At 60.0% G+C, this 13,399-nt stretch carries 14 protein-coding genes and 1 tRNA gene; 6 read left to right on the forward strand and 9 right to left on the reverse strand.

The window, feature by feature from the left end; all coding sequences use genetic code 11:
- The 6 genes from QMG79_RS14220 to QMG79_RS14245 form a co-directional block, all read right to left on the reverse strand.
- On the reverse strand, positions 1 to 268 hold a 268-nt coding region (locus QMG79_RS14220), incomplete at its 3' end, for a hypothetical protein (protein WP_283539281.1).
- A gap of 447 nt (positions 269 to 715) precedes the next feature.
- On the reverse strand, positions 716 to 979 hold the full coding sequence (locus QMG79_RS14225) for a hypothetical protein (RefSeq protein ID WP_283539282.1): 264 nt from the start codon (positions 977 to 979) through the stop codon (positions 716 to 718).
- A gap of 661 nt (positions 980 to 1,640) precedes the next feature.
- Positions 1,641 to 1,811: a hypothetical protein gene (locus QMG79_RS14230; protein WP_283539283.1), complete on the reverse strand. Its 171-nt coding sequence runs from the start codon at positions 1,809 to 1,811 to the stop codon at positions 1,641 to 1,643.
- Positions 1,808 to 2,080, reverse strand: coding sequence for a hypothetical protein (locus QMG79_RS14235; RefSeq protein ID WP_283539284.1), 273 nt, complete (start codon positions 2,078 to 2,080; stop codon positions 1,808 to 1,810). Before QMG79_RS14235 ends, QMG79_RS14230 begins: the two co-directional genes overlap by 4 nt.
- A 116-nt stretch (positions 2,081 to 2,196) precedes the next feature.
- Positions 2,197 to 2,394: a helix-turn-helix domain-containing protein gene (locus QMG79_RS14240; RefSeq protein ID WP_283539285.1), complete on the reverse strand. Its 198-nt coding sequence runs from the start codon at positions 2,392 to 2,394 to the stop codon at positions 2,197 to 2,199.
- Positions 2,391 to 2,648 carry a hypothetical protein gene (locus QMG79_RS14245; RefSeq protein WP_283539286.1) on the reverse strand — a complete coding sequence of 86 codons (258 nt, stop codon included), beginning with the start codon at positions 2,646 to 2,648 and terminating at the stop codon, positions 2,391 to 2,393. Before QMG79_RS14245 ends, QMG79_RS14240 begins: the two co-directional genes overlap by 4 nt.
- A 161-nt stretch (positions 2,649 to 2,809) precedes the next feature.
- Between QMG79_RS14245 and QMG79_RS14250 the strand changes: the two genes are divergently transcribed.
- Both QMG79_RS14250 and QMG79_RS14255 read left to right on the forward strand, forming a co-directional pair.
- Positions 2,810 to 3,049, forward strand: coding sequence for a helix-turn-helix transcriptional regulator (locus QMG79_RS14250; protein WP_283539287.1), 240 nt, complete (start codon positions 2,810 to 2,812; stop codon positions 3,047 to 3,049).
- A gap of 593 nt (positions 3,050 to 3,642) precedes the next feature.
- Positions 3,643 to 4,386, forward strand: coding sequence for a tyrosine-type recombinase/integrase (locus tag QMG79_RS14255; protein ID WP_283539288.1), 744 nt, complete (start codon positions 3,643 to 3,645; stop codon positions 4,384 to 4,386).
- A 106-nt stretch (positions 4,387 to 4,492) separates the two neighbouring features.
- Here the strand turns inward: QMG79_RS14255 and QMG79_RS14260 are convergent.
- The 3 genes from QMG79_RS14260 to QMG79_RS14270 form a co-directional block, all read right to left on the reverse strand.
- Positions 4,493 to 4,565, reverse strand: a tRNA-Lys gene (locus QMG79_RS14260).
- 117 nt (positions 4,566 to 4,682) lie between these two features.
- Positions 4,683 to 5,804, reverse strand: a complete 1,122-nt coding sequence (locus QMG79_RS14265) for a PQQ-dependent sugar dehydrogenase (protein WP_502934750.1) — start codon at positions 5,802 to 5,804, stop codon at positions 4,683 to 4,685.
- A gap of 102 nt (positions 5,805 to 5,906) precedes the next feature.
- Positions 5,907 to 7,124: a sunset domain-containing protein gene (locus QMG79_RS14270; protein ID WP_283539289.1), complete on the reverse strand. Its 1,218-nt coding sequence runs from the start codon at positions 7,122 to 7,124 to the stop codon at positions 5,907 to 5,909.
- Positions 7,125 to 7,364: 240 nt separating this feature from the next.
- Here QMG79_RS14270 and ilvD point away from each other — a divergent pair, with 240 nt between their 5' ends.
- The 4 genes from ilvD to ilvC all read left to right on the forward strand — a co-directional run bounded on the left by ilvD (position 7,365) and on the right by ilvC (position 13,146).
- The gene (gene ilvD, locus QMG79_RS14275; protein WP_283539290.1) at positions 7,365 to 9,086 is read left to right on the forward strand and encodes a dihydroxy-acid dehydratase; all 1,722 of its coding nucleotides are present in this window, start codon (positions 7,365 to 7,367) and stop codon (positions 9,084 to 9,086) included.
- Positions 9,087 to 9,533: 447 nt separating this feature from the next.
- Positions 9,534 to 11,435, forward strand: coding sequence for an acetolactate synthase large subunit (locus QMG79_RS14280; protein WP_283539291.1), 1,902 nt, complete (start codon positions 9,534 to 9,536; stop codon positions 11,433 to 11,435).
- A gap of 2 nt (positions 11,436 to 11,437) precedes the next feature.
- A complete protein-coding gene (gene ilvN, locus QMG79_RS14285) occupies positions 11,438 to 11,953 on the forward strand; it encodes an acetolactate synthase small subunit (RefSeq protein WP_283539292.1) in 516 nt (171 codons plus the stop codon).
- A 167-nt stretch (positions 11,954 to 12,120) separates the two neighbouring features.
- Positions 12,121 to 13,146, forward strand: coding sequence for a ketol-acid reductoisomerase (gene ilvC, locus QMG79_RS14290; RefSeq protein ID WP_283539293.1), 1,026 nt, complete (start codon positions 12,121 to 12,123; stop codon positions 13,144 to 13,146).
- The last annotated feature ends 253 nt before the right edge of the window (positions 13,147 to 13,399 follow it).

Consider the following 13,399-nt stretch of genomic DNA (forward strand, 5'->3'; position numbering starts at 1 on the left):
GACTACTTGCCGTTGGAAGCTCGTTACCGGGAGACTGCCAATAAGGCTTATTCGGGGTCCTAAATGAGAACGTCCGCTCATATATGACTTCCATAAATGATCGAACTACAGCGTCAGGCTTCAGCGCGTCCAGTTCCTCGACGGTGGTGATGGTGCGGGGCTTCCGGTAACCCGCGGCAAGGAGACCGTCGGCCACTTCAAGCCCTCCGAGCGTTGCGGGCCCATCTATTGCCCGGATAATTTCTGCCAGTTCGTCGCGTTCACTCATGGTGTTTTCCTTGTTCGTCGTGGCATGGGTGGTCACTGGCTTACGAGATTCATGGAAGTCTGCTCGCTCATTACGGCCTCTGCTTCTGGCCAGACGCAAAACCCTTCGCCTTGGACCCTGGCGCTAATCCAAGTAGTTCCTGGCACGTCGCACACAGCCGCTATGTCGTGATAATCCCAAGAATGGGTTCGGCATTGGGTGAAGTGTTCGGCGCAGGAAAACATTGTGTAGTCACTGGGTCCAGTCTCGGGGGAACCTGCGTAGTGGTGGTGTTCGGCCGGTTTCCCGCATATCGGATTTCCGTTATCTCCGCCGTCAAAGCCGCATAGGTGCTGCATTATTGGCTGGTATCTTCCCGGCTCTCCCGGCTTGCGAATGCAGCTCATTGCTCTTCTTCCCATGCGAGTAGGTCAAGGCCAAGCCATTGGGTGAAGCGCGCCCAGAAGGTCATGTTTCGCCTTTCTTTTCCCAGATGCGGATGATTCCGTGTCTGCGGGTGGGGTTGGTGGATAGTTTGTATCCGACGCAGTGGATGAGGTTTTGGGCTGCTGCTGCTTGGAACGCTGCCCCGGTCATGTTAGGGACGGGTGGTTTGCGCATGTCGCGGCTGATATCGTCCGCCGAGAACCGTTGACCAGACTCGGCCAGCGACTCAATCAGCGCCGCACAATCAGCCGACCAGTCAAGGTCATCGAGGGCTAACGGCTTCACCTGCCCCGCTCCTTACGCACAGCATCCGCGTAGTTCTCAGCCTCGTCCTCGGCCTGTTCAGCGAGGCACGGCTCACACCAACCACAATTACCGTCACAGTCCAGCTCGTCAGGCGGGACCATGTTCTCGTAGGCACGCTCAGCGGCCTGGAACCCTGGAATCATCACGCCCGCCGATCTATTGCACGGTTACGCATTGACTTTTCAGACACGCGCCGCAACTCGGCTAGACGCCTATCCGCAGCGTCCAGGCTGTATGCACGGCGGTAAATGAACGGGGCGACGACAATGACCGCCACAAACAACAACACCAAAATAGACGACGGGATCACTTGGTGGCCTCGTGCTTCCTGTTGTGCGCGGTTGACCAATCCAACGCCCTCTCCAAACTGTCGGTGTTGTACCCAATCCCGCACTCTTTGCACTCCGACTTCCAGCCGGACGGCCTGCTCGTTACCAAAGCGCTCACCTTGTTGCCTCTTTCGCTAGTTTCTTTGCTGCTGCTATGTCTTCTTCCGCCCGCTGCTTACGTGCCAGCTCCAACATGAGCGGCAACGAATCCGGGTCATACGGCACCCTGGCTGCCCGGCGTGACCTCGGGACAGGGTTCTCAACCGGGGCCGAACTAGCCCCGCGAGACAACGCGTTACGGTACGTGCGGACTAACACTTGGGATTCCTTGCCGTCAGGACATACGCGACACCGGCACCAATGCCAGCGGAATACCAAAGCATCCGAATGACATCAGGTGTTGCCGTCAAAATCTCCCGGATATACGCCGGTGTGATGACCGCCAGCATCAGCACGCCAAACCAAAGGCTCCACCACCTCATGCCGATACCAACTCAAGAGTCGGGGCCGACAGCGCGCCGTACTTACGCAGATACTCAATGAGCACGTTGTCAACAGCCGACTCGCCCGTTACGTCGGAGCAATCCCTGTCGTAAACCTCATCCGTGGCCGCAGCGAACAACGCCGCAAACTCAGTAAGGGCGATACCCTGAGCCAAGCGGTGGGATTCGCGGGAAGAAATAGGCGCACCAGACGCCAAATACATCGAACGGATCTTGTTTTTCATCGTCACAAACGGGATTTTGGGCATGACAAATAACCTCTCTGCGGCCGCTTGGCCTGCCGTCAAACGACGGACTTTAGGTGAAGTGGGGTTTGGTGCCCTCAACGGGGCAGGGAGCCGGCTAAATTAGCTGCGGCTTGGTGCTATGTGGTGGGCTGGGTTTCGATCCAGGAACGAACTGCGTCTGAGCGGTACCTGACAAATCCGCCGATACGAACGAATGGCGGACCCTTGTGGCTTGTGCGCCAGTTGGCGATTGTGCCTGGCTTCACCTGCAAGAGTCGTGCGAGGTCATCCGATGTGAGCCAATGTGTTTCTGCGCTTTCGACTTCGGCGGTCATGATGCCAACTCCGCAAAATGCGATGGGACGAGCGTCGAGGGTCGGATGCTCAGTGCATTCGCGATGTTCGAAACTTCTTGGAAGTTCAGGTGTCGCTCTCCGCGTAGGCTGCGGAGGAGTGGGCGGTATCCGATGCCTGATGCTTCGGATAGTGAGCGAATGTTTGACCCGTCGAGGACGAGTGCAACCTTGATTCGCTGTGCAATTTCAGCGTCCGTGCCTTGCTGGTCCACGGCGACCTTTGGGGTGTTCATATAAGTACTCTATGTGTCCGATCGGATACACGCAAGTCTAAATCAGTGTCAAGGCAACTTAGTTTTTCGGGGTATCGTCGCGCGTAAGCGTGTGCGCGTGTGACATACGTCATTAACAAAAATGTTGCAATACGTCCCGATGCGATACTAAAGTTTCAGATATGGAAACTTACGGCGAACGCATGGATGCTGCACTCTCAACCCAGATCAAAGTTGAGATGGCAGAGCGAGATATGACCCAAGCCGACCTAGCTGCCGCAGTGGGCGTTGGACGTCCCGCCATGAACCGCTACATGAAGGGCCACCAAAGCATGCCCATGCCAACCTTTTACAAGGTGGCACAGGCCTTTGGTATTACCGCTCACACGTTGATCCAGCGGGCTGAGGACCGCTTGAAATGATCAGGCTTGCGACGGTGACCTGCCGTGCTGCGGCGACGTTGCCCAGCTCGCGGATCGTCATAGCCATGATGTCGATATCTGCATTCATGTTCTGCCCCGTTTGTTCGAAGATTTGTTCGAATTGAAAACCATACACGCCGCCCCTGACACGCACAGCGGGCGGCTTTTTGCAATCACGAAGAAGGTACCAAATGCGAGGAAGAGCGCCGCTGCCAATAGGAACCAGTGGGCAGGTTTCATACTCAGGACCGAAAGGTAAGGTAGTCGCACTGACCCGATTCCGGGACTTTGACGGTCAGACTCGCAGGGTGTCGGCGCAGGGGCAGTCGCGTGCCGCAGCAGACGCGGCGCTAAAGGAAAAGTTGAAATCCCGCACCCACCTAGGCGGGCTGGAACTAACCCGCGATTCAACCATTGCGGAGCTATCCGCACGCTGGCTGCCGACACTCACGCAGTCTCAGGCAACGCAGGACGCATACCGCCAGAAGGTAGTGCGCTACATAATCCCAGGGATGGGTGCTTGGAGGCTCTGGGAGGCCACTACGGGCCGTTGTGAGGCGTTCCTAAGGTCGTTGCAGGCTACCGCTCCTGCTATGGCTTCACAGTCCCGCGTGGTGCTGTCCCTCATGATGGGCCTTGCCGTCCGTTACGACATTATTGAAATGAATCCGGTACGCGAGGTCATGATGCAGGCGGGGGAGCGTAAGCAGGTCTCCGCGCTGACTGTGGAGGAAGTTCAGGCCTTGCGGATCCACATTGCACAGTGGGCCGATGAGAAGGCTGGGCGGGCCGCAACGCTTGACGCGATGGACCTGTTCCTAGCTACAGGCCTACGTCCTGGTGAGCTGCTTGCTTTGCAGTTCTCAGATGTTGACTTTAGGGCCGGGACGCTAACAATTTCCGGGACGGTCAAGCGGGACTCGGTGAACGGGCTCCACCGGCAGAAGTTCCCCAAGTCGGAATCTGGAAAGCGAGTCCTGACGCTCCCACTGTTTGGGGTTGAGCTTATTCGACGCAGGAAGGCATCCGTAAAGGGTGATCTGATATTTCCGAACCGCAACGGGGATCCGATGGAGCCGGCGAACTTCCGCAGGCTATGGCGCGAGGCTCGTGGTGACGTTTGGGAGGCCGTAAAGCCGTCGTCCTTCCGTAAGGCCGTCGCCACGCTGATTGAGCGTGAGAGTGGATCTCTGATCGCCTCTAAGCAGCTTGGGCACAGTTCTGATGCGATAACAAAGAAGCACTACATTGAGCGGGATAGGAATGCGCCCGACTCGTCGCTAATTTTGGAGAAATTGAATCAGAGGGTCATTGTGGTCCACGATCCTGCCGTTTGATACACGTTCCAAAAGACGACTAAACGACGAGTTGGGCCGCTTTTGGGCAATAAAAAAACCGCCCCAGTACCGGGTTTTGACCAGTACTGGGGCGGTTTTGGGCACGTGCACCCCTCGGGACTTGAACCCGAAACCCATTGATTAAGAGTCAATTGCTCTGCCAATTGAGCTAGAGGTGCTGGCGATGTTTTGGCAATCTGCGGGGGATTTCTCTTCCGCGGCGATCTCCGCAACGACATGAAACTCTACACGAACTTTCCCCTGCTGTGAAATCGAAGCACGAGCTTGCGGGGAAGCTACCCCGGTGGCTGCAAAGTCAGCACAGAATCAGGGTTTTCCCGGTTCGTCAGCACCCACAGATCGCCATTAGGGGCCAGGGCCACGTCCCGCAGCCGTCCATATTCCCCCGTGAAGTACGCCACAGGTTCACCGGCCGTGGCACCGTCCAGGGGAACTCCCCACAGGCGTTCACCCCGCAGGGCACCGAGATAGGCAGTATCCCCAACGATTTCCAGCCCGCTAGGGGAGGAATCCGCCGTCGAGGGCCATACCGTCTTGGCATCCTTGTACTTCGCGTTGCCGGGAGCCCCCGTCACCAAAGGCCAGCCATAGTTTCCGCCTGCCTCGATCAGGTTGAGCTCATCGTTGACGTCTGGACCGAACTCGCTGGACCACAACTGCCCCGAACTGTCCCAGGCGAGTCCCTGCACATTGCGGTGACCCAAACTGTAGACAGGGTTCTTGTCGCCGAACGGATTTCCGGCGGCTGGGGCGCCGTCGGGGGTCAGTCTAAGGATTTTGCCGCCCAGGGCGGTGGGGTCCTGGGGCTGTTCCCGACGTTGCGCGTCTCCGGTGCCAACGTAGAGCATTCCGTCAGGTCCAAACCGAAGACGGCCACCGTTGTGCGTTGCGGATTTTGGGATTCCGTTGAAGACCACCTCCGGATCACCGACCGTCCACTGACCACCCTGTTCGTCCATGGGTAACCGGGCCACCCGGTTGTCGTCAGCGGCGGTGAAATATGCGTACAGAAAGCCGTCTGTTGCGAAGTCGGGGGACACCGCAAGGCCCAGGAGTCCGCCTTCGCCGCCGGCCACAACTCCTGGAACCGTGCCCAGGGATGAGTCGACGCCGTCCCGGATGGCGATCAGGCGAGCTGAGTCGCGCTCGGAAATGATGGCTGTCCCGTCGGGAAGGAACGCAGTGGCCCACGGCATTTCCAACCCAACATCGAGCGACTGAACCTCTTCCCCTGGAGCGGTGCTGTTGTTTGATGGCGGAGCCACGTCGGTGCAGGCACTCAGTCCCAGGACTGTGGCGAGGACCAGGGCGGACTTTCCGGCCCGTTCGCGGATCAGCGCAACAACTGATCGCCTGGCTGCCCGGCGAATGCGGAGCTTTGGAGGTATGGGGCGCATCGAGCAGGCCTTTCTTCGAAAAAACGGAAGAGGGTGGAGCGCCGGAGGTTCCGGTGCTCCACCCTCTTCAACGAACAAGGTGCAGAAGTGTGCCTGGAATGGCTAGTTGCGGGTCCTGCGCGGTTCGCGGAATCCGGCAGCCTCAGCATGCGCGGGGGAGAGGAACCACACCTCGGCGTGGGCCGAGTCGAATCCGTTGTGGTCCTCGTCGTGGTAAACCATCGTGGTGGTGTCGGCCTTGACGGTGTATCCCTCGGGTCCACTGCCGTCTGCTGCGGCTGTTGCGGAGCCTTCGCCATAAGGTTGCCCGCCAGAAGCCTCCGCGTCGGTGACTGTGATGTCATCAACAACTATTGGCTCAACCGAGATGGATTCAACCACCGGTGTGGGCTCTGGCGTCACGGTCCCGGCGTGTACGTCGGCATCATGGGTTGCACTCTCCTCCATGGATGCTGACGACGTGATTCGATCCTTCATCTCGGCGTCAGCCATCGACTGTGAGCCAGCCTGTGAGCCATCCGGTGAACCCGACTCAGGCGTCGCTTCGGGCCCAGTTTCGGCTGCCGCAGATTCCGCTCCGGGAAGCGTTGGATTGTGGGCACCCGTGTAGGTCCCATCGTGTGCGCCAGGAGCAGCCGAAGACCCAGCCGGGGGTGCCGATGCTTCATCAACCTGCTTGTCATGATGCCCCGACTCGTCATGCCCCGGCTCGTCGGCAGCATCGGGAACGGCTGCTTGGGACCAGTCGGTCTGCCACTGATCGTGGTCCACCTGGGTTGGCTCTGCCGCAGGGATAGTGGTTTCCTGCGCTGGCGCGGCTGTATTTTCCGCGGCCGGGGTTGCGGTCTCTGCTGCGGAGGCCCCGGTGTGGCCCGAGTCAGCGTGCCCGGTGGCATCCGTCGATGGTTCGAAGCTGCCCTGATCTGCTGAGGAGATCACCGGCACATTTTCTGACGTGCCTGAAGGTGACGTGCCGGTAGCAGGTGCCGCCTGCTGGTCTGAAGCCAGCTCATCGTGCCGGAATGTGGTGGGACTCGGAGTGCTCGTGCTGTCATCCGCAGTGGTGGGCGCATTCTTGTCCGCGGGGATATTGAATCCAGCAACGCCGGGGATTCCGGTGGTCGCCGCCGCCACCGCAGAGGAAGCGGTGCTGCCGCCGCCGCCGACGGCTCCGTGTGAATGGGGCGCCGTCGACTGCTCTTCACCCCGGGCATGGCTTTCACCATGCACGGCAGTGCCCGCCGACTTCCTGCGGTTGAGTACCCACCAGACAACAGCTATGAGTAACACCACAACAATGATTAAAATAATGATTTCCAAGGCCGAACCTCCTGTTAAAAGTGACGTGTCCGCCGTCCCTCGACGTTACGTGCGCTGTGAGTGCAGTGTCCAGCATGGACGCTGGAATAGGCAGCCAACCTGCACAGTTGTGTTCCGATCTACCCATATGTCCAATATGTGGGATTCATGTCCATCATTTGAACTAAATTTTCGCGTAATCCTGCGATGTCGGCCGCTATTGGTCGTTTCGCCGCTTTGCGGAGTCATAGACTTTTAGCCATGAGTGAGGACACGCAGATCGCAACCCCGGCAACACCAGACATCAAGCCCCGTAGCCGCGTCGTAACGGACGGCATTCACGCCGCACCCGCGCGCGGAATGTTCCGTGCAGTGGGCATGGGAGACGACGACTTTGCAAAGCCGCAGGTTGGCGTCGCAAGTTCATGGAATGAAATTACCCCGTGCAACCTTTCGCTGAACCGCCTTGCTCAGGGTGCCAAGGAAGGCGTCCACGCTGGCGGCGGGTTCCCCATGCAATTCGGGACCATCTCCGTCTCCGACGGCATCTCCATGGGCCACGAGGGAATGCACTTCTCCCTGGTATCGCGTGAAGTCATTGCCGATTCCGTTGAAACGGTCATGCAGGCAGAGCGCATTGACGGCTCGGTCCTGCTGGCCGGGTGTGACAAATCGCTGCCGGGGATGCTGATGGCAGCAGCACGGCTGGATCTTGCCAGCGTCTTTCTCTACGCCGGCTCCATCATGCCCGGCTGGGTCAAACTTGAAGATGGCTCCGAAAAAGAAGTCACCCTGATCGACGCCTTCGAGGCCGTGGGAGCCTGCGCTGCCGGCAAGATGAGCGTCGAGGACCTGACCCGGATCGAAAAGGCCATCTGCCCGGGCGAAGGCGCCTGCGGTGGCATGTACACGGCCAACACCATGGCCTGTATTGGCGAGGCGCTGGGAATGTCCCTTCCCGGCTCTGCTGCTCCGCCGTCGGCAGACCGCCGTCGTGATGAATTTGCCCGCAAATCCGGCGAGGCAGTGGTCAACCTGCTCCGCCTGGGCATCACTGCCCGCGACATCATGACAAAAAAAGCCTTCGAAAACGCCATTGCCGTCACCATGGCCTTCGGCGGTTCCACCAACGCCGTCCTGCACCTCCTGGCCATTGCCCGCGAGGCTGAGGTTGAACTCAATCTCGAAGATTTCAACCGGATCGGCGACAAAATCCCGCACCTGGGTGACCTCAAGCCGTTCGGCCGCTACGTGATGACCGACGTCGACAAGATCGGTGGAGTGCCGGTCATCATGCGCGCACTGCTCGACGCCGGACTGCTGCACGGTGACTGCCTCACCGTCACGGGCAAAACTGTGGCCGAGAACCTCGCGGCCATCAACCCGCCGGACCTTGACGGTAAGATCCTCCGCGCCATGGACAACCCCATCCACAAGACCGGCGGCATCACTATCCTCCACGGCTCCATGGCTCCGGAGGGTGCGGTCGTCAAGAGTGCAGGCTTCGACGCAGATGTCTTTGAGGGAACTGCCCGCGTCTTCGAGCGCGAGCAGGGTGCGCTGGAGGCGCTGGACAACGGCAACATCCACGCCGGTGACGTCGTGGTGATCCGCTACGAGGGCCCCAAGGGTGGACCTGGCATGCGGGAAATGCTTGCCATCACCGGAGCTATCAAGGGTGCAGGACTTGGCAAGGATGTCCTTCTACTCACCGATGGCCGATTCTCTGGTGGCACGACCGGCCTGTGCATTGGCCACGTCGCGCCGGAAGCCGCTGATGGCGGTCCTATCGCTTTCGTCAAGGACGGTGACCGCATCCGGGTCGACATCGCAGCTCGCAGCTTCGACCTTCTGGTGGAACCCGCGGAGCTCGAATCCCGCAAGGTTGGCTGGGAACCGCTCCCTGCCAAGTTTACCAAGGGCGTCCTGGCAAAGTACGCAAAGTTGGTTCACAGTGCCAGTACGGGTGCCTACTGCGGGTAGCACCTGTGCCACGTGACTCGCAGCGGGCATCGCTAAAAGCCTGGAAGGGCGCGCCGGCTGCGAGTTCGTGGGCCCCATTCCCAACTGGGTAGTGCTAACCGTCGTTATGAAGGCTCACGACGACGATGTGCGCGACCGAGTAGGGCAGGGAACCACAGAGTGGACCTAGAAGTCCACATAGTGAGACACGGTAAGGCCCCGTTGACACGTGTCTCACCCAGAGGGAACACTGAGTGCATGATCATTCTCGGAACCGTCGGCGTCGTCCTCCTTATGGGGCGCGTGGCTCTCTAGCCGGCTGGTAACGACAGGTCACGCGCAACCCCTCGAAAAGCCTTTCGGCTGAGGGGTTTTTTTATTGCCAGAAGTATTGTCCGGAAGTTGCACAGCCAAGCGCTTCCACCCCAAGTACGTTTCCCCACCCAGAGATCCACAAGGAAGAGTCCGATGAGCAAAGGATCGCCCATCAGCCCCTCGCTGATGGCTACCAAGTCCGCTGGAGCCCCTAAAGCCCCAGAACGCGCTGACCGCACGGCTGAAAACTCCGTCGTCGAAAACGCTGCTGTCTCTCCTGTCCTTGGGCCGAACACCGTGGTACCCCCAACGGTGATGTCAGGCTCGCAAGCAATCGTCCGATCGCTCGAAGAACTCGGCGTCGACGACATTTTTGGTTTGCCCGGTGGAGCGATCCTGCCCACCTATGACCCCTTGATGGCTTCCCGCATGAACCACGTGCTGGTCCGTCACGAACAGGGAGCTGGCCACGCCGCGCAAGGCTACGCCATGGTGACCGGGCGGGTGGGAGTCTGCATTGCAACTTCCGGCCCCGGCGCCACCAACCTCGTTACCGCCATCATGGATGCCCACATGGACTCCGTGCCCCTGGTGGCCATCACCGGCCAGGTCTCCAGCAGTGTCATTGGGACCGACGCGTTCCAGGAAGCCGACATTGTGGGCATCACCATGCCCATCACCAAGCATTCATTCCTGGTGACGGACCCCAACGACATTCCGCACGTGATGGCTGAAGCTTTCCACCTGGCGTCCACCGGCCGCCCCGGTCCTGTTTTGGTGGATGTGGCCAAGGATGCCCAAGTTGGCCAGATGACCTTCTCCTGGCCGCCCAAGATTGACCTGCCCGGCTACCGCCCAGTGACGCGCGGCCACAACAAGCAGGTGCGTGAAGCAGCAAAGCTCATCGCAGCGGCTACCAAGCCTGTCCTCTATGTGGGCGGTGGCGTCATCAAGGCGCATGCTTCCGCTGAACTGATGGAACTGGCCATGGCCACAGGTGCACCCGTCGTCACCACGCTGATGGCCAAGGGGGCGTTCCCTGATTCGCACCCGCACCACATGGGGATGCCGGGCATGCACGGCAAGGTTTCTGCTGTTACTGCACTGCAGCAGTCGGACCTTCTGATCACGCTCGGAGCACGCTTCGATGACCGGGTTACAGGCGTTTTGAAGTCCTTTGCCCCACACGCAAAGGTGATCCACGCGGACATCGACCCTGCGGAGATCTCCAAGAACCGCACTGCCGACGTTCCGATTGTGGGGTCGGTCAAGGAGATCATCCCGGAGCTCACGGAAGCCGTGCGCACGCAGTTTGAGCAGACGGGCGCTCCGGACCTCACTGGCTGGTGGACGTTCCTGAACCACCTCAAGGAAACCTACCCGCTGGGCTGGACGGAGCCGGAGGACGGTCTCTCCGCTCCGCAGCGCGTGATCAAGCGCATTGGAGAACTCACGGGACCTGAAGGCGTTTTTGTTGCAGGCGTGGGCCAACACCAGATGTGGGCAGCCCAGTTCATCGAGTACGAGCGCCCCCATTCCTGGCTGAATTCCGGTGGTGCCGGCACCATGGGCTACGCCGTGCCTGCCGCCATGGGTGCCAAGGTGGGCAACCCGGATCGCGTGGTCTGGGCTATCGATGGCGACGGTTGCTTCCAGATGACCAACCAGGAACTTGCCACGTGCGCCATCAACAAGATTCCCATCAAGGTGGCAGTCATCAACAACTCCTCGCTGGGCATGGTGCGGCAGTGGCAGACCCTTTTCTACGAGGGGCGTTACTCCAATACCGACCTCAACACCGGCCATGACACCGTCCGCATCCCGGACTTCGTCAAACTGGCCGATGCCTATGGCTGTGCGTCGTTCCGGTGCGAACGCGACGAGGATATTGACGCCACGATCGAAAAGGCCCTGGCCATCAATGACCGGCCCGTCGTCATCGACTTCGTGGTCAGCCCCAACTCCATGGTCTGGCCGATGGTGCCATCCGGCGTCAGCAATGACCAGATCCAGGTAGCACGCCACATGACCCCGGTGTGGGAAGAAGAGGACTGATCATGACGACCCGCCATACCCTCTCTGTCCTGGTTGAGGACAAGCCAGGCGTCCTGACGCGCGTGGCCAGCCTTTTCGCCCGCCGTGCCTTCAACATCAACTCTTTGGCTGTCGGACCCACTGAAGTCCCCGGAATGTCCCGGATGACCGTGGTGGTCGACGCCGACGGTGAACTCATCGAGCAGGTCACCAAACAGCTGAACAAGCTGGTCAACGTGATCAAGATCGTCGAGCTCACCGCAGAATCTTCCGTTCAGCGCGACCACATCATGGTCAAGGTTCGTGCGGATGCCGCAACTCGCCTGCAGGTCACCCAGGCTGCAGACCTGTTCCGTGCTTCAGTGGTGGATGTGTCCACCGACTCAGTCGTCATTGAAGCTACCGGCCACCCTGAAAAACTCACTGCGCTGCTTTCGGTGCTGGAACCTTTCGGGGTCCGCGAAATCGTGAGGTCCGGAACCCTTGCCGTTGGACGGGGATCCCGCTCCATCAGTGACAGGGCCTTGCGCTCAGCCTAGGGCAGGGCACCGCGCCCGGCAGTGGCCAGGGCGCCTTTCCTGACTGAAGGACGACGCGTAGGGCTCAGCACGCAGCAGCCTTTTGTACGCAGCAGTTAGTGACACAGCAGTTGGTAACGCAGCAGTTTTTTCCTACCTTAGTAATCCACTCCAAAGGAGACATCCAAGTGACTGAAATGTTCTACGACGACGACGCCGACCTGTCGATCATCCAGGGCCGCACCGTTGCCGTGATCGGTTACGGCTCCCAGGGCCACGCCCACGCCCTGAGCCTTCGCGATTCAGGCGTTGACGTCCGTGTTGGCCTCAAGGAAGGCTCGAAGTCCCGCGCCAAGGCAGAAGCGGAAGGTCTCCGGGTCCTTTCTGTTGCAGACGCCGTAGCAGAAGCGGACCTCATCATGGTCCTCACCCCGGACCAGGTCCAGCGCCACGTCTACGCCGATGACATTGCACCGTACCTGCAGGCAGGCGATGCACTGTTCTTCGGCCACGGTTTCAACATCCGCTACGGCTACATCAAGCCTCCGGCCGACGTCGACGTTGCGCTGGTCGCCCCCAAGGGCCCGGGCCACATTGTGCGCCGCGAGTTCGAAGCTGGCCGCGGCGTTCCGGACCTGATCGCCGTGGAGCAGGACGCCTCCGGCAAGGCCCGCGACCTGGCACTGTCCTACGCGAAGGCAATCGGTGGCACCCGCGCCGGTGTCATCGAAACCACCTTCACAGAGGAAACCGAAACGGACCTCTTCGGCGAGCAGGCCGTCCTTTGCGGTGGTGCGTCGCAGCTTATCCAGTACGGTTTCGAGACCCTCACCGAGGCTGGCTACAAGCCGGAAGTTGCATACTTCGAGGTCCTGCACGAGCTCAAGCTCATCGTTGACCTCATGGTGGAGGGCGGCATTGCCAAGCAGCGCTGGAGCGTCTCCGACACCGCTGAGTACGGCGATTACGTCTCCGGCCCCCGGGTCATCACTCCCGAGGTGAAGGAAAACATGAAGGCTGTCCTCGCGGACATCCAGAATGGCAACTTCGCCAAGCGCTTCATCGATGACCAGGATGCTGGTGCGCCGGAGTTCGCTGAGCTGAGGAAGAAGGGTGAGGACCACCCGATCGAGAAGACCGGCCGCGAACTGCGCAAGCTCTTCTCCTGGATCAAAACCAGTGATGACTACACCGAGGGCTCGGTTGCCCGCTAAGGACACCGACATGGTGGGGCCCAGGTTGTTCACGGCCTGGGTCCCACCACGGACGTTCTTATCCAGCGATGGCGTCAGCAAGGACCTCGGCACCCCCTCGCTGAGCTATGGGACAGGGTCAATGGACAGGGTCCGCCCCAGCGAATTCCCTCTGACCTGCCTTTTCTCTGTGGGCCGAGTCCCTGTAGTTCGTGTCCCTGTAGATCGTGTCCCTGTGACGTGCCGCGTCGCTGTCCCCACGTGTTCTTCGGGC

The organism is Pseudarthrobacter sp. PS3-L1 (assembly GCF_030063285.1).
Taxonomy (GTDB): domain Bacteria; phylum Actinomycetota; class Actinomycetes; order Actinomycetales; family Micrococcaceae; genus Arthrobacter.

Bases quoted from the DNA above. Each gene is read 5' to 3' on its own strand.
- QMG79_RS14230 (WP_283539283.1), bottom strand. From the start codon at position 1,811: ATGAGGTGGTGGAGCCTTTGGTTTGGCGTGCTGATGCTGGCGGTCATC.
- QMG79_RS14235 (WP_283539284.1), bottom strand. From the start codon at position 2,080: ATGCCCAAAATCCCGTTTGTGACGATGAAAAACAAGATCCGTTCGATG.
- QMG79_RS14240 (WP_283539285.1), bottom strand. From the start codon at position 2,394: ATGACCGCCGAAGTCGAAAGCGCAGAAACACATTGGCTCACATCGGAT.
- QMG79_RS14245 (WP_283539286.1), bottom strand. From the start codon at position 2,648: ATGAACACCCCAAAGGTCGCCGTGGACCAGCAAGGCACGGACGCTGAA.
- QMG79_RS14250 (WP_283539287.1), top strand. From the start codon at position 2,810: ATGGAAACTTACGGCGAACGCATGGATGCTGCACTCTCAACCCAGATC.
- QMG79_RS14255 (WP_283539288.1), top strand. From the start codon at position 3,643: ATGGCTTCACAGTCCCGCGTGGTGCTGTCCCTCATGATGGGCCTTGCC.
- QMG79_RS14265 (WP_502934750.1), bottom strand. From the start codon at position 5,804: ATGCGCCCCATACCTCCAAAGCTCCGCATTCGCCGGGCAGCCAGGCGA.
- ilvD (WP_283539290.1), top strand. From the start codon at position 7,365: ATGAGTGAGGACACGCAGATCGCAACCCCGGCAACACCAGACATCAAG.
- QMG79_RS14280 (WP_283539291.1), top strand. From the start codon at position 9,534: ATGAGCAAAGGATCGCCCATCAGCCCCTCGCTGATGGCTACCAAGTCC.
- ilvN (WP_283539292.1), top strand. From the start codon at position 11,438: ATGACGACCCGCCATACCCTCTCTGTCCTGGTTGAGGACAAGCCAGGC.